The organism is Sphingobacterium sp. R2 (genome assembly GCF_040760075.1).
Taxonomy (GTDB): Bacteria; Bacteroidota; Bacteroidia; order Sphingobacteriales; family Sphingobacteriaceae; genus Sphingobacterium.
On sequence record NZ_CP142884.1, the window covers coordinates 5,286,192 to 5,307,312 of the forward strand.

18 protein-coding genes are annotated in these 21,121 nt (G+C 42.8%); 9 read left to right on the plus strand and 9 right to left on the minus strand.

From position 1 onward, the window contains the following. Positions 1-47 precede the first annotated feature (47 nt). The 6 genes from VXM68_RS22110 to VXM68_RS22135 all read right to left on the minus strand — a co-directional run bounded on the left by VXM68_RS22110 (position 48) and on the right by VXM68_RS22135 (position 9,337). The gene (locus VXM68_RS22110) at positions 48-1,925 is read right to left on the minus strand and encodes an Nramp family divalent metal transporter (protein WP_367210086.1); all 1,878 of its coding nucleotides are present in this window, start codon (positions 1,923-1,925) and stop codon (positions 48-50) included. 84 nt (positions 1,926-2,009) lie between these two features. After that, positions 2,010-2,693: a 2'-5' RNA ligase family protein gene (locus tag VXM68_RS22115; RefSeq protein WP_367210087.1), complete on the minus strand. Its 684-nt coding sequence runs from the start codon at positions 2,691-2,693 to the stop codon at positions 2,010-2,012. A 9-nt stretch (positions 2,694-2,702) separates the two neighbouring features. Beyond that, positions 2,703-4,658: a gamma-glutamyltransferase gene (locus VXM68_RS22120; protein WP_312331840.1), complete on the minus strand. Its 1,956-nt coding sequence runs from the start codon at positions 4,656-4,658 to the stop codon at positions 2,703-2,705. A 136-nt stretch (positions 4,659-4,794) separates the two neighbouring features. After that, on the minus strand, positions 4,795-6,471 hold the full coding sequence (locus tag VXM68_RS22125; protein ID WP_293952021.1) for a sodium/sugar symporter: 1,677 nt from the start codon (positions 6,469-6,471) through the stop codon (positions 4,795-4,797). A gap of 51 nt (positions 6,472-6,522) precedes the next feature. Continuing rightward, on the minus strand, positions 6,523-7,851 hold the full coding sequence (gene xylA / locus VXM68_RS22130) for a xylose isomerase (protein WP_293952018.1): 1,329 nt from the start codon (positions 7,849-7,851) through the stop codon (positions 6,523-6,525). 1 nt (position 7,852) lies between these two features. Then, complete coding sequence (locus tag VXM68_RS22135; protein ID WP_367211317.1) at positions 7,853-9,337, minus strand: xylulokinase; 1,485 nt, start codon at positions 9,335-9,337, stop codon at positions 7,853-7,855. A 120-nt stretch (positions 9,338-9,457) separates the two neighbouring features. Between VXM68_RS22135 and VXM68_RS22140 the strand changes: the two genes are divergently transcribed. Genes VXM68_RS22140 through VXM68_RS22155 form a run of 4 tightly spaced genes read left to right on the plus strand, consistent with a single transcriptional unit; the run spans position 9,458 to position 12,573 of the window. Next, positions 9,458-10,480 (plus strand): LacI family DNA-binding transcriptional regulator, encoded by a 1,023-nt coding sequence (locus VXM68_RS22140; RefSeq protein ID WP_293952016.1) that lies wholly within the window; start codon positions 9,458-9,460, stop codon positions 10,478-10,480. Between the two features lie 27 nt (positions 10,481-10,507). Then, a complete protein-coding gene (locus VXM68_RS22145) occupies positions 10,508-11,065 on the plus strand; it encodes a hypothetical protein (protein WP_367210088.1) in 558 nt (185 codons plus the stop codon). Between the two features lies 1 nt (position 11,066). Beyond that, positions 11,067-11,540, plus strand: coding sequence for a hypothetical protein (locus VXM68_RS22150; RefSeq protein ID WP_294351130.1), 474 nt, complete (start codon positions 11,067-11,069; stop codon positions 11,538-11,540). Positions 11,541-11,550: 10 nt separating this feature from the next. After that, a complete protein-coding gene (locus VXM68_RS22155) occupies positions 11,551-12,573 on the plus strand; it encodes a WD40/YVTN/BNR-like repeat-containing protein (protein WP_367210089.1) in 1,023 nt (340 codons plus the stop codon). A 75-nt stretch (positions 12,574-12,648) separates the two neighbouring features. On the opposite strand, the gene VXM68_RS22160 is transcribed toward VXM68_RS22155, so the two are convergent. After that, complete coding sequence (locus VXM68_RS22160; RefSeq protein WP_367210090.1) at positions 12,649-14,724, minus strand: Na+/H+ antiporter; 2,076 nt, start codon at positions 14,722-14,724, stop codon at positions 12,649-12,651. A 104-nt stretch (positions 14,725-14,828) separates the two neighbouring features. Then, positions 14,829-16,211 (minus strand): phosphoglucosamine mutase, encoded by a 1,383-nt coding sequence (gene glmM / locus VXM68_RS22165; protein WP_293952005.1) that lies wholly within the window; start codon positions 16,209-16,211, stop codon positions 14,829-14,831. Positions 16,212-16,411: 200 nt separating this feature from the next. On the opposite strand from glmM, the gene VXM68_RS22170 reads away from it, so the two are divergent. After that, on the plus strand, positions 16,412-16,993 hold the full coding sequence (locus tag VXM68_RS22170; RefSeq protein WP_294183343.1) for a phosphatase PAP2 family protein: 582 nt from the start codon (positions 16,412-16,414) through the stop codon (positions 16,991-16,993). Continuing rightward, a complete protein-coding gene (locus tag VXM68_RS22175; RefSeq protein ID WP_293951998.1) occupies positions 16,993-17,802 on the plus strand; it encodes a ZIP family metal transporter in 810 nt (269 codons plus the stop codon). Before VXM68_RS22170 ends, VXM68_RS22175 begins: the two co-directional genes overlap by 1 nt. A gap of 4 nt (positions 17,803-17,806) precedes the next feature. Here the strand turns inward: VXM68_RS22175 and VXM68_RS22180 are convergent, their stop codons facing one another. Then, positions 17,807-18,256 carry a MarR family transcriptional regulator gene (locus VXM68_RS22180; RefSeq protein WP_293951995.1) on the minus strand — a complete coding sequence of 150 codons (450 nt, stop codon included), beginning with the start codon at positions 18,254-18,256 and terminating at the stop codon, positions 17,807-17,809. 128 nt (positions 18,257-18,384) lie between these two features. On the opposite strand from VXM68_RS22180, the gene VXM68_RS22185 reads away from it, so the two are divergent. Genes VXM68_RS22185 through VXM68_RS22195 form a run of 3 tightly spaced genes read left to right on the plus strand, consistent with a single transcriptional unit; the run spans position 18,385 to position 20,895 of the window. After that, on the plus strand, positions 18,385-18,624 hold the full coding sequence (locus VXM68_RS22185) for a FeoA family protein (protein WP_209577867.1): 240 nt from the start codon (positions 18,385-18,387) through the stop codon (positions 18,622-18,624). After that, a complete protein-coding gene (gene feoB, locus VXM68_RS22190; RefSeq protein WP_367210091.1) occupies positions 18,624-20,726 on the plus strand; it encodes a ferrous iron transport protein B in 2,103 nt (700 codons plus the stop codon). Before VXM68_RS22185 ends, feoB begins: the two co-directional genes overlap by 1 nt. 7 nt (positions 20,727-20,733) lie before the next feature. Continuing rightward, positions 20,734-20,895: a FeoB-associated Cys-rich membrane protein gene (locus VXM68_RS22195; protein ID WP_293951989.1), complete on the plus strand. Its 162-nt coding sequence runs from the start codon at positions 20,734-20,736 to the stop codon at positions 20,893-20,895. Positions 20,896-21,121 lie beyond the last annotated feature (226 nt).

A 21,121-nucleotide genomic window follows, 5' to 3' on the forward strand; every position in this document is an offset into this window, starting at 1 on the left:
AAATTACAGTGAGTAGACAGAGGGTGTTCGTCACAGCATCTGACGACCTATTTCGCAATAAAAACAGGTACTTTTACTGCATGTCGCAATTTGTTGACTGTCTCTCCAAAGATAAAATCTTTCAAACCGCTGTGCCCATGACTACCGACAACCAACAGATCAGCTGCATGTTTTTCACAAACTGCTGCGATACTCTTGATCCGGTTATTATAGCCCAATTCGTATGCTGTCGGATGCCCTCTCGACACAAGAAAGTCAGCATATAATTTCAGACGCGCTAAGTCCTGACGTGATTCGAAATCATCTGTCGACTCTCCGGTATATTTTACAGAGGCGCTCTCAACAATATGTACCACGACAAACGCGGTGTCTTTATGAGATAGCTGCAAAGCATATTCAATGATCTTCTGATCCGAACTTGAAAAGTCCAACGCAATAACGACCTTCTTGAAGGAGCCTTTATGTTCAACATGCAACGCCTCAAATGGAGGATGGACCTCCAGATCTATCGCTTTAGATTTTAGTAAGATTGGATACAATACCGTCATGACCAGCAAAGCAAACAACCCCACGGCGCCCATTATCAGTACCACCGTTACCACAATATTATTGGCTTCGCCAATCCAGCCGACCACTTCGTCGTACACCAATTTCAGGTTCAGCACAGCGATAATGGCAGCAATCAGCCAGGCCACGGCCTTTGTTAACGGCTTGATTGCATAGTCACCCATGGTTACTTTATCGCTTACAAAATGGATCAACGGAATAACTGCAAAGGCAAGTTGCATACTCAATATGACCTGGCTAAAGATGAGGAGCTGCCCCACGCGGCCTTCACCCGAAATCAGGATAACCAATATCGCTGGAATAATGGCCAACAGCCGGGTAATAATCCTCCGTAAAGTGGGGCTAATACGCAAGCGTAGATATCCCTCCATGACAATCTGGCCAGCTAAAGTACCTGTCACGGTAGAGCTCTGCCCCGCGAGAATCAATGCGGCAGCAAACAATTTCGATGCCCATTCCGTTCCGAGCAGATTCCCCAATAGATGATACGCATCTTCGAGTTCGGCCACGTCATGCCTACCGTTCTTATGAAAAACAGATGCTGCAAGGATCAAAATCGCCGCATTCACAAGAAATGCCAGATTTAAAGCAATGGCACTATCCCAAAAATTATATTTTAACGATTTTCGGATGGAGCTGTCATCGCGATCAATTTTCCGTGTCTGCACAAGTGCCGAATGCAGATACAGATTATGTGGCATGACCGTTGCACCGATAATACCTATAGCGATATAGAGTGCGGCACTATTGGGGATACTGGGTATAAATCCGGTGGCCACCTCTGCAAAATCTGGTTTAGCCAAAAACATTTCCACCATAAAGCACATGCCAATAAGTGCGATCAGTCCTATGATAAAAAGTTCCATTTTTCGCATCCCCAGCTTCTGGAGATAAAGCAATAAGAAAGTATCTGCAAAACTGATCATGACACCCCAGATCAGATCAATACCAAAAAGTAGGTTAAGACCGATGGCCATACCCAGCACTTCGGCCAGGTCACAGGCTGCGATGGCAATTTCAGCGAGCACATACAACACAAAATTCATCCGCTTAGGATAGGTCTCCCGATTACACTGCGCAAGATCTTTGCCGCGCACAATACCAAGCCGTGCACATAAATTCTGGAGCACTAAGGCCATGATATTACTCATCAGTAAAACCCAGATCAGGGTATAGCCAAATTGGCTCCCCCCGGCAAGATCCGTTGCCCAGTTACCTGGATCCATATATCCTACACTAATGAGATAAGCAGGCCCAAAGAAACTAAGTATCTTTTTAAATTTGGATTTTCCTTTATTGACATCTACACTTTCGTGGATATCAGAAAGGGATTTATGATGGGATTCGTCGTAATGCATAAGGTACTGTAAGTGCAATATCGTCTATTGTCTGGCTTAAAGATAAAAAGCTTTAAACGATTTGGCAATTAAACAGTGATATAATTAGAATTTAAATGCGAGCTGGCCTGAATTCTCTTTTGACTGGTTGCCAAATGGTATAAAATCGATGGTTTCGTACTGGCCTAAATCCGGTTTAAACTCTCGCACATGAACACCCTTGCACATAAAGCTTAGGTCAACCGATCTGAATTGCTGCTTGGCGATCTCGAGCCATTCTGGCTCAAGCTGCCGCCCGATTGAGATATGAGGTTCGTCGCTAATATCGATCAAATCAAACTCCGTTAAGGTCTGCACAACCTTTCTCGCGCGATCCTTAAGGTAACTGCGCGCATGTACCGTCGGCGCGATAACAAAGGCACCTCCAGAAAAAGACGAAAAATGATCAAAGTAAACATACTGGCTCCGTTCGTACACCAAGGTTTCCTGCAAAGCCTCGACAGCTCTGGCCAGTTCACTCTCCCCGGCCTCGACAGCACATATCGTGACATGAGCTTTGGCATTACAACTGCGGTACCAGCCTTTGTTTTTGTCGGGAAATAGTTCGGCCAACGACGCACGTAAGCGTCGCTTCAAACCATCCACGAAAACAATACCAGCTTCATCAGGTTGAAAAACAAACGAATATTTATTGACACTACCCTCCATAACAAAAATCAATTTTCGATCAGTAGGTAAGATAACAAATAGCCCGGAGATAACAAAACTTAAGGCTAGCCTTTTAAACAACAGTACAGGTTACCAACCGATGCCGTAATCCTCCCCATTGTTGCTACTACCCCCCCAAAGCGTGTGGTGCTGTTCGTCGAAATAAATAGCGTTGATCGGTCCGCTGGTACGCTCGCCTAGCTGAATACTGTAGCCCATACCCTTTAATTGTTCAATAATTGCCGGTGCTGTAGTTTTATCCAATAGCAGGCTACCTGAGCGTGGTTTTCGATCATCGGTCTTGGTTCCACCCAGCGAAAGCCAAAGCTGATTGCTATTGATATTGGCCGCCTCGCTGGCTTGTTGTGGCGTCATACCAAACTCGACCATATTCAAGAAAAACTGCAATAGGTTTTGGTCTTGTGTATCTCCGCCCTGCACGGCGAAAGAAAGGTAAGGTTTCCCATTTTTTAAAGCCATTGACGGACTAAGTGTTACACGCGGTCTTTTGCCGGGTTCGACCACATTGAACGGATTAATCAGTGAATCCAATACAAAACTCTGTAAACGCTGACTCATACCCACTCCGGTATTCCCGGCGATACAGGCAGGTAGCCAGCCGCCACTTGGTGTGATCGAAACAACCCAGCCTTCGGCGTCTGCTGCCTCAACGCTGGTGGTTCCCCGTAATAAGCGGTCCATATATGCACTATCAACGGATAGCGAAGCCACAAGCGCCGCCGCCGACAAGTCCTTCACAGACGAACTTGAGCGTGCGTCATGTTTAGGGACAAAATCATTTTTCACTTCAGTGTTCGGTTCAAACTGCTGCCGACGCTGCTCCAGTAAAGACAAATACGGGTTCTGCTTACCTTCATAGGGGTATGGGTCTCCTGGAAGTACATTCGGGTTATTTTGCTTAAGATCAATGGTTGTGGTCCTCGCCTTAGCGTAAGACTGATGCAAAAGACCTTGAATAGGTGTCTTCGGTGTACCGTAGGGATCACCATAATAAAAATCCCGATCGGCAAAGGCTAAGTTCATCACCTGATAGAGTGTATGAATATAAGAAGCAGAATTATAGCCCATTGCCTTTAGATCAAAGTTTTTCAGCATCTGCAGACTCTGCAGCATGGCTGGACCTTGGGTCCATTCTTGTAATTTATACACGTCAATGCCCTTATAATCGACATGCAATGGTTCCTCCTCAATAGGTTTCCAATTGGCCAAGTCTGCTTTCGTGATTAAGCCACCTTGCTCCTTACTGCCACGGACAAATTCATCTGCAATATCGCCGGTATAAAAGCGTTCATAGGCAGCCATGATTGCAGCTTTCCTGTCTTTTCCCGCTGCTAGCGCCTTCTTTTCCGCTTCTACCAATTTGGACAGGGTCTTATGCAGATCTTGCTGCACAAAAACCTCTCCCGCTTGGGGCGCTTCCCAAGATTTCCCTTCATGCACTAAAAACACCTTTTTACTGTAGGGCCATTCTTTAATACGGTCTTTCCCTCGCTCGATACTTGTTGCTGTTTGTGCATCAATGGGATAACCCGAAGCCATTTCAAGAGCAGGAGCCAATACCTCTGCAAGACTTTTCGTTCCATATTGCGCCAACATATAGCACAATCCGCCGGGTGTACCCGGAGTAACCGCAGCAAGGGGACCATATTCCGGTGGAAATTCATAGCCCTTTGATCTAAAAAAATCGACTGTCGCTCCAGTTGGTGCTACTCCCAATGCATTAATGGCAATCACCTTTTTTAACTTCGGATGATAAATTAACGCTTGTGTCTCTCCGCCCCAACTCAATACATCCCACATCGTACAGGTTGCTGCGAGCATGGCACAAGCAGCGTCCACCGCATTTCCCCCTTGCTGGAATAGCTGGGCACCCGCAGTAGCTGCCAAAGGCTTACCCGTAATAGCCATCCAATGTTTTCCATGTAACGGTGGTTTCTGTGTACGCTGGGCGGAACTCAGCATCGGCGTACAGGTAGTAAGCAATCCAAACAGCGTCATCAGTAGCAAGGGGCATCTTCTTTTCATAGCAGCAATCTTTCGTTAAGCAATCTTTCGTTAAGAAATGGTTTTAGTGAAACCAAGATAGGTATTTTTAAAACAAACAAAAAACCCCTATCAACCGAGATTGATAGGAGTTTTTAAAATCTTATTTACTATTGGTTTACCAATAAATAGAATATAATGCTGTAACCAACAGCGCCACGATCAAGGCAATGACCAAAAACGCCCGGTGTGGTTTAAACATCGTGGTATCAACTTCCAATCCAGCGGGTACTACACCACGCTTATTGTCGATGATACTAATGAGAATCATACCGACAATACAGATCACGAAGACAAATCCCATTCGATCCAAAAATGGAATTTCGTACACTCCTGTTGTTGGATTTGGAACGGAGAAACCTGTCGATGACAAGAATGACAGATCGACCCAATCCGGCAATTTTTTGAAGATAATGGAGAAAATAAAACCTCCAATTGTTGCAAACAAAGCCGCATTTGAAGTTGCTTTCTTCCAGAAGAATCCTAAAATGAACATCGCAAAAATACCTGGAGATACAAAACCCGTATACTCTTGAATGTATTGAAATCCACCTTTCTTATCAATACCCAAATGTGGAGCAATCAGCACACCCAAAATCATGGCAACCACAACAGTTAATTTACCAATATTGACCAACTTCTTATCAGATGCTTCGGTATTGAATACTTTTTTGTAAATATCCAAGGAGAAGATTGTTGCAATACTGTTTGCCTTACCAGCTAAAGAAGCTACCACTGCAGCTGTCAATGCGGCGAAAGACAGTCCTTTGAGACCGGCCGGCAACAAATTCAACAAAACTGGATACGCATGATCAGGGTTGACCTCACCATGTTGCATCATTTCATTTTGGAACAAGCCATCTTTCCACATGACGTAGGCTGCAATACCCGGCAATACAACAATAATAGGCATCAATAACTTTAAAAATGCTGCAAACAGAATTCCGTTTCGGGCAGTTTTAAGATCTGCCCCCAACGCGCGCTGCGTAATGTATTGATTACATCCCCAATAATTGAGATTAACGATCCACATCCCTCCGATCAAGACGGTTAAGCCTGGCAAATCGAGGTAATTCTCATTTTTACGATCAAGGATCATATGGAAGTGGTCGGAAGCCTTTTCGGTCATCAAGTGATAACCTTCCAATACCCCTGATCCGCCATAGTGCTCCGAAACAAGGTTGAGGGCGAGATAAGTTGTCGCCAAACCGCCCAATACCAAAAAGAAAACCTGAATAATATCCGTATAGCCAATCACCTTCATACCACCTAAAGTAATGATAACCGCAAAAATTGCTATGGCATACATACACGCTTCAAGACTGATACCCGAGATACTGCTTACTGCTATTGCCCCCAAATAAAGGATAGAAGTCAAATTGACGACAACATATAACAGTAACCAAAAGACGGCCATAATCATCGCAACAGTTCCATTATAACGTTTATGGAGAAACTGTGGCATCGTAAAAATCTTGTTCTTTAGATATACCGGTATAAAAAATACGGCAACAACAATCAGCGTGATGGCAGCCATCCACTCATACGTTGCAATAGCCAATCCCATCTTAAATCCGGAACCGCTCATACCGATAAATTGCTCGGCAGATATATTGGATGCAATCAGGGATGCTCCAATAGCCCACCAGGTCAAAGACCCCTCAGCCAGAAAATAATCTTTAGATCCTACAGATTCAGATTTCTTGCGATAATACACCCATAATCCGTAACCCGCCACAATGACAAAGTAGATCAGGAAAACGATGTAATCTTTTGTGCTTAAATAATTATTCATGTAATGGTAATTGGTTTAATTCGATCGCCTAATATAGAAATATTTTTAGAACTATATATATCTGTTGATCAAATTTTCTAAATACTCCTGCTTACCACTAATCGTTTTTGGCTCTCCCAATTCTACTGCTAAATCTCTTAAGTTCTCCAATGTCAATGCCTGTCCTTCGAATGATGCACCATGGCCGGTATCAAAAGAGGCATAACGCTCTGCCCGTATTTTTTTGTATTCCGAGTCTTGCAGGATACGATCTGCTGTAAGCAATGCGCGGGCAAAAATATCCATCCCACCAATATGCGCATAAAACAAATCTTCGGGATCTGTGGAATTCCGACGGATTTTGGCATCAAAATTCACACCTCCACCTTGGAGTCCGCCACCCTCTAAAATAATCAACATCGCTTCGGTCAACTCATTGATATCATTTGGAAATTGATCCGTATCCCATCCATTTTGATAATCACCGCGGTTGGCGTCAATAGAACCTAATTTACCGGCATCTACAGCGACCTGTAACTCGTGTTGAAAAGTATGTCCGGCCAATGTCGCGTGGTTGACTTCTAAATTTAATTTAAAATCGTCCAAAAGATTATACTGACGTAAGAATCCAAGTACGGTAGCCGCATCGTAATCGTACTGATGTTTTGTCGGTTCACATGGTTTGGGTTCGATAAAGAAAGTCCCTTTAAAGCCGTTTTTGCGGGCATAATCTTTGGCCATGTGCAAAAACTGCGCAAGATGTTCCTGCTCGCGTTTCATATTGGTATTTAAAAGGCTCATATAACCCTCTCTTCCGCCCCAGAACACATAGTTTTCACCGCCGAGGGCAATTGTTGCATCCAATGCTGCCTTTACCTGAGCGCCACCATGTGCTAGAACATGAAAATCAGGATTAGTCGCCGCCCCATTCATATAACGCTTATGGCTAAAAAGGTTGGCTGTTCCCCAAAGCAATTTGATACCGCTTTCCTGTTGTTTTTCCTTTGCATAATCAACAATAGTGGACAGGCGTTTTTCATTTTCAACGACATTATCCGAATAATCCACTAAATCTACGTCGTGGAAGCAGTAATAAGGTATATTAATTTTACTGATAAATTCGAATGCCGCATCCATTTTATCTTTTGCTCTGCTGATTACGTCGCTGCTTTCATCCCATGGAAACTGATGTGTCGGTCCGCCAAAAGGATCAGATCCGTTACCATTGAACGAATGCCAGTACGAACAGGCAAATTTAAAATACTCTTCCATTGTCTTTCCCCCGACAAGTTGCTTCGGGTTGTAATAGCGGAAAGCCAATGGATTTGTGCTGTCTTTCCCTTCGAACTGAATTTGGCCTACGCCTTTGAAAAATTCTTTTTTCCCTTTGATAACATTCATTTTAATTGCTATTTATTTGTTTGTTTAATAATTCTTTCCATTGTTGATAATGCTCTTCATATTGCGCTACGAACTGGGGTTCCACGGTATATACAGGCTTCAATGAACGAAAGGCTTCTTTAAAATCTGCATAATACCCACTTCCTATTCCTGCGCCGAGTGCGGCTCCTATACTTCCATCATGATTGAAAATCTCTACAGGAACGTTTGTAGCCCCTACAAATGACTCTCTGAAAACAGAGCTCAAGAATAAATTGGCATAACCTGCACGAATCATATTCGGATACAGATTGTTCTCGCGCATGATATCCAGGCCGTAACGAAACGCGTAGGCAATTCCTTCTTGTATGGCGCGCAAGATATCGCTGGTCTCATGTCTGTTCAAGTCTATTGCTGAGATTGAAGCGCCGACGGTTTGGTTATTGAGCATGCGTTCGGCACCATTGCCAAATGGAATAACCTGTAGTCCTTTGCTGCCGATGGGGGAAGCTCCCGCCATGGCATTGATCTGTTCATACGACAAATCACGCCCTAGCATCTTTCTGCCCCAACTATTCATAATGCCCGTTCCATTGATACAGAGCAATACGCCTGTTCGGATATCGTCCTCGCGATAATTCACATGTGCAAATGTATTTACGCGTGATTCGCGGTCAGCGATCAGCTGGTCGCTGACCCCATAGATCACACCAGAAGTACCTGCGGTCGCAGCAACTTCTCCAGGCTGTAGCACATTGAGCGAAAGCGCGTTATTAGGTTGATCACCGGCTTTATAATTGATGGTCACAGCAGCAGACAGACCGAGTTCCTCGGCCACAGTAGCTTTAATCTGACCATGTGTTGAAAAGACAGGTAAGATCTCGGGAATGAGATCATCATCAAAACCATAATAGTCCATGATTGTCCGCGACAGAACATTAGCTTTAAAATCCCAGAATATACCTTCCGAAAGCGCCGATATGGAGGTGGTCACTTGTCCCGACAGCTTCATCGCTATAAAATCTCCCGGCAACATAATCTTGTCTATCTTTTCGTAAACCGCAGGCTCATTTGCTTTGACCCAGGCCAACTTTGACGCCGTAAAATTACCTGGAGAATTCAAATGATGGCTTAAGTTAAAAGACCGCCCGATTTCTTCAAAAGCGATATTACCCAATTCAACAGCCCTGCTGTCGCACCAGATAATTGAATTGCGTAGCACCTGCTGCTCTTTATCAACGACAACCAATCCGTGCATCTGGTAAGCAATTCCAATGGCTGAAATTGCTTTAGGATCGTAAAGTCCCAATGCATTAGCTTTCAATAAAGCCTGTTTGAAGTAATCCCACCAGTCGAGCGGATTCTGTTCAGCCCAATTGGGTTCGACAGTAATTATTGGAGCTTCTACATCTGGATATTGCACCGAGCACACCTTGCGTTGCGAAGAGGCTTCAACAATTGAAACTTTCACAGAAGAAGTACCTACATCTATACCTAACAAATACATGGTAATTAATTCTAATTGGTTATAAAAAACGCCGGCGGCATCCATTTTGCAACCGGTTGCATAAAAGTAGGACATGTTTCTGAATTTTCAAAATATTAATAAAATTATTTACTTTGGAGCGTGAATAAAAAAACAACCATTTACGATATCGCCCGTGAGCTAGGAGTAACAGTCTCCACTGTATCCCGCGCATTGAACAATGTGCCTACCATCAGTGAGTCTACACGAAAAATAGTGCTGGAAAAGGCAAAGGAATTAAATTATAGTGTCAATAAGCTGGCCTCGTCCCTTTCTTCGGGCAAGTCCAATACCATCGGAGTGATTGTACCAACGATGCAAATTCATTTTTTTGCGGAAGCCGTACACAGCATTGAAAAAGAATTAAAGAAACACAATTATAGTTTATTGCTCTATCAGTCGAATGAATCTTTTGCGGACGAGGTCAATGGCGTAAAAACTTTACTCGAAGCGCAGGTAGCTGGTATCATTGCGTCTCTGTCTCTGGAAACCCAAGAAACACAGCACTTTCAGGAAGTGATCAACCAGCGCAAATGCCTTGTTGTGTTTGACCGTACCCACAAAAATATTCCTGCACCCGTCGTAAAACTCGACGATTATAAAGCGGGTTATCTTGCAACACAGCATCTACTGGAAGAGGGATACAAAAATATAGCCTTTATTACAACTGACAAAGAGATCGCAATTTTCCAGGATCGGTTCCTCGGTTTCGAAGCCGCATTAAAGGATGCGAACATTTCACCGCGCAAAGATTTTATTATCCGCGGCGACTTATCCATTGAAGCCGGCATCAAAGGCACGGAACAGATTCTACAATCTGCCATCCAACCGGATGCCTTCATTGGAGGCGATGACTTTACAGCTGTAGGGATTATCCAAGCTTTAAAAGCTGCCCATATTGATATTCCAGCAACGGGTGTTATCGGTTTTGCAAACCAGACCTTTTCCTCCTTCATTACCCCCACACTATCCAGTATAGACCAACAGGCCAACAAAATGGGGGAAGAATGCGCAAAGTTATTTTTGAAAATGGTCAAACAAAAAAGTCCTTATGAAACGATCGAGCAAATTGTTCTTGATCCTGTATTGATAAAAAGAAAATCTACTCATAGAATAGACAAATAATCCCTACCTTTGTCTAAATTTTTTTAAATGCAAGCCCGGCACAAATTTAGGACAGCAAGCATCTGCTTATTATTTGTCATTCAGGCCCTTTTTTTATTGGCCATCTTTGTAGAAAATAGAAGTTCTTATCTTATACTGGCTTTTATAGGTCTACTCTCCTTACTTATTTTATACAGTTACCTTCGTTCGCCTATTCATCATCATAAACATGAATATGAGTCCATCCGAATTGCCGTTTGGGTGCCTGTAGGAGCGATTATTTCTTACTATTTCAATCATACATTTGGGTTAGGTCCGGTCTTGGGCGCAGCACTTACAGGTACACTAGGCTCCTTCATACCCAATATCTATAAAGATTCAACGTATCTCCCTCATCTTCCGGCGGCAATTTATTGCGGTGCATTTGTAGGCATGTCCAATGCGCAGGTAGCTCATGGCTTCTCGTTTGTTCTGGCCGCCAGCGTTTTTACAGCGATTTTTCTGATAGTATCGAAAAGTCTATTGAATGGGGTCGGCGGTAAATTAGGCACATTGGCCTTTCTTGGTGTTTCATTGACCTACCTGCTGTTATATCTTTTTAAGTAATATGGAAACATTCATTTTATACCTCGTTGGTGTTATCGCCAGCACGGCGACCTACTACGTCAATACCAAGTTTGATCAAGGTGCGGTACGTTCCTCGGCATTGCTGACATTGCTTGTCGCCGGCTTTCTTCATTTTTTCCCACAAACTGTGACGCCGTATCTGGCTCAATATATTCCTCCGGTTTTTATTGGGGCCTCATTTATAGGCATGGTCTCCAAAAACCAGTTATCAACCTATTTCGGTTTGGCCCTTGCCGGTATTATCTTTACAACGATCCTGCTCAACACGAGCAAGTTTTTTGCCGGGTATGGTGGCGCGCTGGGCACATCAGCCTGCATTGCTTTATTGGTCGTTTTAAGTATTCCATATTTCAAATCACGCCGAAAAATGACCGTTGGCTTTCTGCAGCTCCGTAAAACAATCTTAAAAAAACAACGGAAAGTATCGAAAAGACAAGTAGATTTGTTTAAATAAATAGTTAAACATGAAACCTTTATTTCTGGTCTTTATTATTCAAATTTTCTGGCTAAACCCGCTTACAGCGCAACAGGCAATACTTAGCTTGGTCAATCAGGAGCGTAACAGCAGCTACAGAGGGCTAAGCGTGGTCGATGATGAGACCGTATGGGTGAGCGGTAGCAATGGCACCGTTGGGCTCAGTACCGATGCTGGAAAAAACTGGCAGTGGGTCAACCCAATTGGCTATGAAAAAACAGACTTTAGAGATATTGAAGCGTTTGATGAAAATGAAGCCATCGTTATTTCTGCGGGTTCCCCGGCCATCATCTTACGTACCAGCGACGGCGGCCGAAGCTGGAAGGAGGTTTTCAGTGACAAGCGACCAGCAATATTTTATGACGGCATGGCATTTACATCAGAAGGTGTGGGTATTGCTTTCGGTGATGCCATTCAAGGCAAAATGCCGCTATTAAAAAGTGTCGATTTTGGAGCGTCATGGAAAGACATCACGGCAAACATGCCTTTTTCAATAACTGATGGAGAAGCTGGTTTTGCTGCTAGCGGGACATCCATTTACTGCAACAACAAAGGAACATACTGGATTGCCACTGGGGGTACAGTTTCCAATATCTATCGCAGCGACGACCAAGGCAACACATGGGCACGTTACAGCTGCCCGATCCTGCAGGGAAAAAATAGCACCGGCCCCTTTTCTATTGCTTTCTATTCCGCAACGACCGGAATTGTCGTTGGCGGAGATTACAAAGAAGACACCAACAAGGACAGAAACAGCTTTCTGACCAACGATGGTGGTAAAACCTGGTTTGCACCACAGACAACGCCCAATGGATTTAAATCCGCTGTTGTTTATTGCTCAAAAAAACAACTGATCAGCACGGGTACTTCGGGCACAGACTTGTCGACTGACGGTGGTAAAAACTGGATAGCGATTGGAAAGGAAAGCTTCAATGCCGTTCAAAAAGCCAAAAGAGGCAACGCCATATATCTGGCCGGTGATAAAGGAAAAATAGCGAAGTTAACAATGTAAGTTAACTTCGCTATTGCTCGCAACATGATGTCTTGCCCTTTCGGGCATAAGCCCCTGACATGGTATGAATAGCTATTACTTACGCGACAAACGCGATTCTTCCAGATCTAGCGAATATTCCATTTCTCTGATGACATCGCTATCGTACGCCTTACTTTCTTTGATCTTATACAATCCATCACGACGTAAGGCCAGAAGTTCCAGCATAATTTTATTATACAGTCCTCTCACTGCCGAAAGCTGCGCACGTGTATCCTCTTCTTTTGCACGTTCGGATGCATTTACACTTCGGATGATCTGCTCTTTAACGCGGGCGATGGTTTCATACTCCAACATTTCCTGTGCATAGTGCTTATCCAAATAGGCAATGGATTCTTTACCAAGGCGTAAGCGAATCTCATCAATCTGCTCTTCCATGGAAACTTGCTCGTCGACATCTTCCATCTTTATCAGCTTAATTAAAAAGGGTAATGTTAGCCCCTGAAAGACAAGCGTCACCAAAATAACGACAAACGTAATGAACAAAATCAGATTACGGTGCGGGAAAGCTGTCCCATCATATAAAGTCAATGGAATCGCCAAAGCTGATGCCAACGAAACCACTCCTCGCATTCCTGCCCAGCCAATAACCAAGGGCAGTTTCCATCCCGGGCTTTTTTCCTTTATCCGAATCCGCTTAAATAATATTCTAGGAACAAAAGCCGAGAGATACACTGCAATCAATCGCAAAATAATGACGATCACGGCGATTGCCAGCGCATAATCAATGGCCTCCGCCATCGAATATTCGCCCAATCCATTAATAATTACGGGTAACTCAAGCCCAATCAAAATAAAGACGAATCCATTTAAGAGAAAGCCTACTGTTGCCCATACTTCTTTGGTTTGAATACGGGTATGATAGTTGAGATAATCCCCTGCCCGAAAAGAAAGAAACAATCCACCACTTACCACTGCCAAAACGCCCGACCATTCAAAATGTTCTGCGACAATATACATTAAGTAGGGTGCGATGAGGGTAATAGGTGTTGATATGCTGGACGATTTCGCCACATATTTTAAGAAGAAATATAGGATGTGGCCGATGACCAGGCCAACCACAACGCCCATCACCGATAATACAAGAAATTGCGTCGCCGCATTGGTCATTACAAACTGGCCCGTAAGGATTGCGATCGATGCAAATCGAAATACAGTGAGTGAGGCAGCATCATTGACCAGGCTTTCTCCTTCCAGTATCGCTATTCCCCGTTTAGGAATACTGATACCTTTCAATACTGAACTCGCCGCAACAGCATCGGGAGGCGAGATGATCCCGCCCAGCAAAAAGCCCAGTGCCAAGGTAAATCCGGGAATAATACTCACTGAAAAGTAGGCAATGGCCAAGGATGTGAAGAAAACCAGACCGAAGCCCATGATAAAAATAGACCTGCGCCACTTTAAAAAATTACCCCAATTGGTATACCAGGCGGCTTCAAAAAGTAAAGGCGGCAAAAAGACCATAAACACAATATCAGGATCCACACTAATGACGGGAACACCCGGAATCAAGGAAATCACGAGTCCTCCAATCACTAACAAAATTGGATAAGAGATCTTTAAGCGTTGACTGAGCACAAACAACATGGCCATAAAGAAAAAGAGCAGCATCACCAATAAGAGATTGCTGTGGATTTTCTGGCCAGCCTTTCCGCCTACCGCAGCTTTCACATCCGAATAGGGCACCAAAACCGACATACTGTATTGGCGGATCTTCCACGCATTATCCAGCTTGCTCAATACGCCTACACCTCGAAAGGACTTGGTATTTATCTTAAAAGATTCGTCAAACCAAGCAATGGTACTATCTGCATTGAAGCTGATATGCCTAGTGTCATACGTGTATGTCCATGCATTCTTGGGATTGAAATATTGATTGGCAAGCTTCTCAGCATGTGCTTTATCCCATCTTTCATTCTGATCAGTACCCATAATGATTCCATCGGAAGCAATAACATTCAAAAATGGGCCATACTTTAGCTCACCCGAGGACTTGTGCCATTGGTCTAACACCCTATTGATTTCTTCTACAGTTTGATGGGCGCTTGTTGGTAAGGCAAATAACACTACATGAACAAAACAACATACACTTAAAATGATCTTTCTAATCATAAATTCTAAAACATCTTTCTATCTAGGCCTATTTTGTATTCGCCAATTAGTCCTAAAACAAAAAGCTGCAGACGCAGCTTTTTGTTTTTATTTATTTATTTCTTCTATTTAATTATTTCTTCGATTTCACTAATAATCTTCTGCGCGATCTGCTCAGCAGCTTCGGGCGTCGGGCCCTCAGAATAAATGCGGATGATCGGTTCAGTATTCGATTTGCGCAAGTGCACCCATTCATTTTCGAAGTCTATTTTCAGTCCATCAATCGTGGAATGGTCCTCATTTTTATATTTCTCCTGCATTTTCGCCAAGAGATTGTCAATATCCAATTCGGGCGTCAGGGTAATTTTATTTTTGGACATAAAGTACTGCGGTAAAGAAGCACGGTATTCCGATGCTTTTTTACCAAGTTTTGCCAAGTGCGTTAAGAAGATCGCTACCCCGACCAGCGCATCACGGCCATAGTGAGATGCCGGATAAATTACGCCGCCATTTCCCTCTCCGCCGATCACCGCATCGACTTCTTTCATCTTTGTAACCACATTGACTTCACCCACGGCCGCTGCATAATATTCGCCACCATGTGCTTTAGTGACATCACGCAGTGCACGTGTAGAAGATAAATTAGAAACGGTATTTCCTTTTTTATGCTGCAACAGGTAGTCTGCTACGGCAACCAGCGTATATTCTTCACCGAATAATTCGCCGTCTTCCATCATAAAGACTAAGCGGTCGACGTCCGGATCTACAGCAATCCCCAAATCAGCCTTGTTCTCGATCACTGCAGCAGACAAATCTGTGAGATGCTCTTTCAACGGTTCAGGATTATGCGGAAATTGACCATTGGGTTCACAATGGATCTTATAAATGGTCTGTACCCCCAACGCATCCAATAACGCAGGGATAAAGGTACCGCCAGTACTATTGACTGCATCTAAAGCGACTTTAAAATTAGCGGCTTTAATGGCTTCTTTATCGACATATTCCAAAGCCAAAACAGCATCTACATGTTTCTGCATGTAGGAATAGTCTTTATGGAGCTGTCCTAATTCGCCCACTTCTGAAAAATCGAAGTCCAAAGATTCGCCAAGAGCCAATACTTCCTGTCCTTCGGCATCTGAAATAAATTCACCCTTTGCATTTAACAGTTTCAGCGCATTCCATTGACCCGGATTATGTGAAGCAGTCAAAATAATACCGCCAGCTGCCTTTTCCATCGGTACAGCAATCTCTACTGTTGGAGTCGTGGATAGGCCCAGATCGACCACATCGACACCGATGCTCTGCAAGGTACCGATCACCAGATTACTGACCATCTCACCAGAAACACGCGCATCTCTACCAATTACAATTTTTTTGATACCGCTCTGCTTGACAATGATTTTGCCATAAGCTGCTGTAAATTTAACGATATCTATGGGGGTAAGCGCCTCTCCAGCACGCCCGCCTATCGTACCTCGTATCCCTGATATTGATTTAATTAAAGTCATTTCTTTTGAATTGATTAACGCGTAAATTTAGCACAATGGCAATAAAATCTCGAATTAAAATTATAAATAATAAATATTTAACGTATATTTGTTGCAACAAAGTTGTTTTTAAAAGAAACAGTTCTTCGCAATGAAATTATTTTTACTTTTGAAAAACGAGTTTTTAAAGTTTGGGAATTTCATTGTCATCAGCAACATTTATGATTCAACAGTTAATACATATCGATCAAGAGATTTTTCTAGCCATCAATCAAGGCCTGAGCAACCCTGTGTTTGATTGGTTATTGCCTATATTGCGCAATCCATATACATGGGCACCTCTGTATTTGTTTCTGATCATATTTTTCATTAAGACCTACGGTAAAACAGGTATACTGATTGTTGCCATGACGCTGGCCACCTTTGGAATTTCCGATGGTCTGTCTTCACAATTGATCAAAAAAACTGTCAAACGTATTCGACCTTGTAACGATGTGGAGTTTAAGGAAAATATTAACATCCGGGTGCGCTGTGGCTCTGGCTTTAGCTTTACTTCTTCGCATGCTGCCAATCATTTTTCTTTAGCTTTCTTCTGGATTGTGCTTTTTCGGAGAAGATGGAAACATGTGCTCTGGCTTTGTATTGCCTGGGCAACGTTGATTTCAGTCGCTCAAATTTATGTCGGTGTTCATTACCCTTTTGATATCCTCTGTGGTGCCGTTTTAGGCATCTTGGTTGGCTTGGCAACAGGTTATTTATTCAAACGATTTGTACCAAGCTTTTTTAAAACTGAACAAGTATAATGAATTCAATTTTATTGATTTTAATTTTATTCGTACCTGCATTTGCAAGTGGAATTGCCGTATTTTTTGTACAAAAGAAAGGGACTAATTTTCTTAAACTCATTCTTTCTTTCAGTGGAGCCTATTTATTCTCCATTACTGTACTTCACCTCATGCCCCATGTTTACCAGTCGACCAATACCTCACCCGAAGTATTGGGTATCTATGTCTTAGCTGGATTTCTTTTTCAGCTTTTTCTTGAACAGTTTTCCCAGGGGATCGAACATGGCCATATCCATGCGGACACTGAACACGATCATCATAATCATCGTTTTCCAATCGGTATTATGTTCAGTCTATGCCTTCATGCATTCCTCGAAGGAATGCCCTTGGCTGCGACGCACCAGACAGAGCTTGCACTGGGGATATCCATCCACCATATTCCAGCAGCATTTGCATTGGGAAGTATTTTACTCAGTACGCATTTAAAGAAAAATACCATCCTGATTACACTCGCTTTATTTGCGGCAATGACCCCTTTTGGGTTTTTACTGAGTAAAGCGATCAGTGCAGGAGAAGTGGGTAATATCCAACAATATTTCGATAAAATCATGGCAGTGGTTATTGGTATTTTCTTACACATATCCACGACTATACTTTTTGAATCGGGCTCTATTGACCATCACAAATTCAATAAAAAGAAAATGATTGCTGTGATAGCAGGAGTTGCCATTGCACTGGGAAGCTTCTTATTTGTTGGAGAACATGACCATGGGCATGATCAGCATCATCAAACGCATGATCATGAGCATCATGATCATGCGCACTAACATTTTAGCCACGAAGTTTATCTAGCAGCGTATTTAATGCCATAGCTTCTTCTTCGCTAATTCGGCTGGGCAAAACATCCATCATCAGCATATCCTCATCAAGCCTTTTTAGAATTTCCTGGCCCTTTTCGGTTATAAACAGATCCACGGCCCTTTTATCCGCTCCCGATTGACAGCGCGAAACCAGTTCTTTCGAAACCATGCGGTCTATCATGCGCGAGATGTCTGGTGTAAAACTCAGCATTCTTGATTTAATGAGACTATTGGTTGCAGGCTTAGGATATTGTCCTCTTAATATACGCAGGACATTAAATTGTTTCAAAGTGATTCCTTCTTTAGCAGCTCGCTGTTCGAGCGCAGTGCTAATACAGTGGTAGGTGTAGAGAATATTTACTGTACAACGGTGCCATTCATTGCTGAACTTATTTACTTTGATTTCGTCCTCAATCTTCATTCTGGTTGATAATTAATCGTTTTATAGCATAAAGATAGCTGTTTTTTAGTAAATACATAACTATGACATTAGAATCATTCTAAATGGTGGAAATTCTGTATATTTGAGGAATTCAAAAAAACAGGCAGATGCGTAATAGAACTAGCTTAGATAAGCTAAAAAAAGGGGAAAAAGCGGTAATTATTGATTTTGAATCACACGATATTCCAGCTAAATTTTTCGAATTGGGCTTTATACCCGGTACTGAAGTCGAGGTAAAACATATTGCCCCGCTGGATGGGCCGATATGCCTAAACATCCGTGCGAATAATGCCCTAATTGCTATCCGCAAATCAGAAGCTAAAGTCATCCTTATTGATCAGAAATAATGAATAACCCGATTATTGCACTTTTGGGGAATCCAAATGTGGGTAAAACATCTCTATTTAACCGGATTACAAAATTAAATCAGAAAGTAGGAAATTATCCTGGAATTACGGTCGAGAAACGTGAGGGGCAAGTAAAAGCCAACAATAAAACGTATCGTATTATTGATTTACCCGGAACCTATACGTTGTTTCCAAGTTCGATGGACGAAGAGGTTGTTTTCAACACTTTAGTCAATAAAGACAGTAGTTTCAGACCAAACCTTGTGGTTGTCGTTGCCGAACCCACCAATCTAAAACGGTCGATCATTCTTTATCAGCAAGCACGCGAGCTCGGCCTACCGGCTATCTTTGTCATCAATATGATCGACGAAGCCAGGGAAAAAGGTATTACCATAGATGTTCAAAAACTTGAGCATTTGTTAAATACCAAGGTATACCAAACCAATGCGCGTACAGGGCAAGGGGTAGAACAGTTAATCAAAAACTTTGATGCCGTTCCACCAATGTATATCAGTACGTTTCGCCTACCAAAGGAAGCGGATGCTGCATTGGAAGAAACGAAACGTCTCTTCCCGTTAGAGACAGAATACCATACTTGGCAATATTTAGCTAAGGGCGAAGTATCGTTTTTGTCGAAGGAAAAGAATCAGGCTATTCAGCAAATCCTGGAGAAATACCAATTACGGGCGGATAAACTACAGAAAGAGGAAGCCATATTACGCAGCAAATCGTTAGACCATAGTCTTGGAGAAATCTATGTGAAAGATGAGGCTTCAAATAAGAATAAAACAAATGCGATCGATAGCATCCTGCTTCAGCCGATTTTTGGTTATGTGATCTTTTTTGGAATCTTATTTCTCATTTTCCAGGCAATTTACACGTGGTCTGGACCTGCGATGGATTTTATAGACGGCCTTTTTGGGGATTTTGCGGCCTATACGCAGTCGGCACTTCCTGCGGGACCATTGACCGACTTGTTGAGCAACGGTATCATTAAGGGAATCGGCGGGATCGTCATCTTCATTCCGCAGATCGTCATCTTGTATATCTTTATTTCGATTATGGAAGAAACAGGCTATATGAGCCGTGTCGTTTTTCTGATGGATCGCTGGCTTCGTCCCTTCGGATTGAGTGGAAAATCAGTCATTCCGTTGATTTCCGGTGTGGCCTGTGCTGTTCCTGCGGTCATGTCTGCGCGTAACATCGAAAATAGCAAAGAGCGATTAGTGACTATTCTAGTGACACCATTTATGACCTGCTCGGCACGACTACCTATCTATATTGTGCTGATCGGACTGGTGATACCAGATACACGAGTAGGTGGATTTCAAATTCAAGGAATTGTATTGTTTGTCATGTATCTCCTAGGGATATTTGCAGCCCTGCTATCTGCTATTATCCTGACCAAAGTCATTAAATCGAAGCACAAATCATTTCTCATCTTTGAACTTCCCACTTATAAGACTCCGGATTGGAAAAATGTTGCTTTAAATGTATGGGAAAAAGCTTCCAGTTTTGTCTTTGGTGCTGGTAAAATCATTCTGGCAATTTCCATTATACTATGGGCATTAGGCAGCTTTGGACCGAATGATAAATTTAGCCGGGCAGAAGAATACGTAACAAAGAATAATCCGAATTTGTCCGAAGCAGATTTAGAACATGAGGTTTCATCTTATCGCCTGGAGCACTCTTTCCTGGGCTATCTTGGCATGGCTATTGAACCTGTAGTTGAACCATTGGGGTACGATTGGAAGATGGGCATCGGCCTAATTTCTTCTTTTGCTGCACGTGAAGTATTTGTCGGCACAATGGCTACGGTATATAGTCTCGGAGATGAAGTAGATATCGAAGATGAAGCCTCTAAAACAACAGTATTGGGCAAAATGAAAAGTGAAATTAACCGCAATACCGGTTTACCCGCTTACAATTTGGCGTCAGGTGTATCCTTACTACTGTTTTACGCATTTGCTATGCAATGTATGAGTACGATCGCGGCGGTAAAAAGGGAAACAGGCTCATGGAAATGGACTTTAATACAACTTGGTTTTATGACGGGCGTAGCCTACCTCAGTGCATTAATCGCTTATCAACTTTTAAAATAAAAAAGCTATGGATAATGTAACCGTACAATATATCATCGTGGGAATTCTCGTTTTGGCGGCTATAGGGTATGTCGTTAATAATGTCCTAAAATCACTAAAGGGCAAGTCGAGCTGTTCAAAAGGTTGCGGATGTGACTGCAGTGCAGAAAAAGCTCCAAAAGCAAATTAATTTACACTATTAAGTAGCATTTGCAAATAAGATTTCGTTATTAGTTAGTGTAGCCAAAAATCACACTAGCTACTATAAGGTAAAGCGCCGTTTTTTTTTAAGGAAAATTACGGCGCTTGCTGTTTCTTAGCAATAATGTGTACAAATACCTAAGTGTTTTATTAACTTTATGCGCTTAGGTCAAAAGATGCACTGGAGGAGCCAAGTTATTCGTCGGCACATCACA

Coding starts and splice junctions, on each gene's coding strand:
- feoB (WP_367210091.1), top strand. CDS start 18,624: ATGAATAACCCGATTATTGCACTTTTGGGGAATCCAAATGTGGGTAAA.
- VXM68_RS22155 (WP_367210089.1), top strand. CDS start 11,551: ATGAAACCTTTATTTCTGGTCTTTATTATTCAAATTTTCTGGCTAAAC.
- VXM68_RS22110 (WP_367210086.1), bottom strand. CDS start 1,925: ATGCATTACGACGAATCCCATCATAAATCCCTTTCTGATATCCACGAA.
- VXM68_RS22125 (WP_293952021.1), bottom strand. CDS start 6,471: ATGAATAATTATTTAAGCACAAAAGATTACATCGTTTTCCTGATCTAC.
- VXM68_RS22145 (WP_367210088.1), top strand. CDS start 10,508: ATGCAAGCCCGGCACAAATTTAGGACAGCAAGCATCTGCTTATTATTT.
- VXM68_RS22175 (WP_293951998.1), top strand. CDS start 16,993: ATGAATTCAATTTTATTGATTTTAATTTTATTCGTACCTGCATTTGCA.
- VXM68_RS22135 (WP_367211317.1), bottom strand. CDS start 9,337: ATGTATTTGTTAGGTATAGATGTAGGTACTTCTTCTGTGAAAGTTTCA.
- VXM68_RS22160 (WP_367210090.1), bottom strand. CDS start 14,724: ATGATTAGAAAGATCATTTTAAGTGTATGTTGTTTTGTTCATGTAGTG.
- VXM68_RS22150 (WP_294351130.1), top strand. CDS start 11,067: ATGGAAACATTCATTTTATACCTCGTTGGTGTTATCGCCAGCACGGCG.
- VXM68_RS22195 (WP_293951989.1), top strand. CDS start 20,734: ATGGATAATGTAACCGTACAATATATCATCGTGGGAATTCTCGTTTTG.
- VXM68_RS22180 (WP_293951995.1), bottom strand. CDS start 18,256: ATGAAGATTGAGGACGAAATCAAAGTAAATAAGTTCAGCAATGAATGG.
- VXM68_RS22185 (WP_209577867.1), top strand. CDS start 18,385: ATGCGTAATAGAACTAGCTTAGATAAGCTAAAAAAAGGGGAAAAAGCG.
- glmM (WP_293952005.1), bottom strand. CDS start 16,211: ATGACTTTAATTAAATCAATATCAGGGATACGAGGTACGATAGGCGGG.
- xylA (WP_293952018.1), bottom strand. CDS start 7,851: ATGAATGTTATCAAAGGGAAAAAAGAATTTTTCAAAGGCGTAGGCCAA.
- VXM68_RS22170 (WP_294183343.1), top strand. CDS start 16,412: ATGATTCAACAGTTAATACATATCGATCAAGAGATTTTTCTAGCCATC.
- VXM68_RS22120 (WP_312331840.1), bottom strand. CDS start 4,658: ATGAAAAGAAGATGCCCCTTGCTACTGATGACGCTGTTTGGATTGCTT.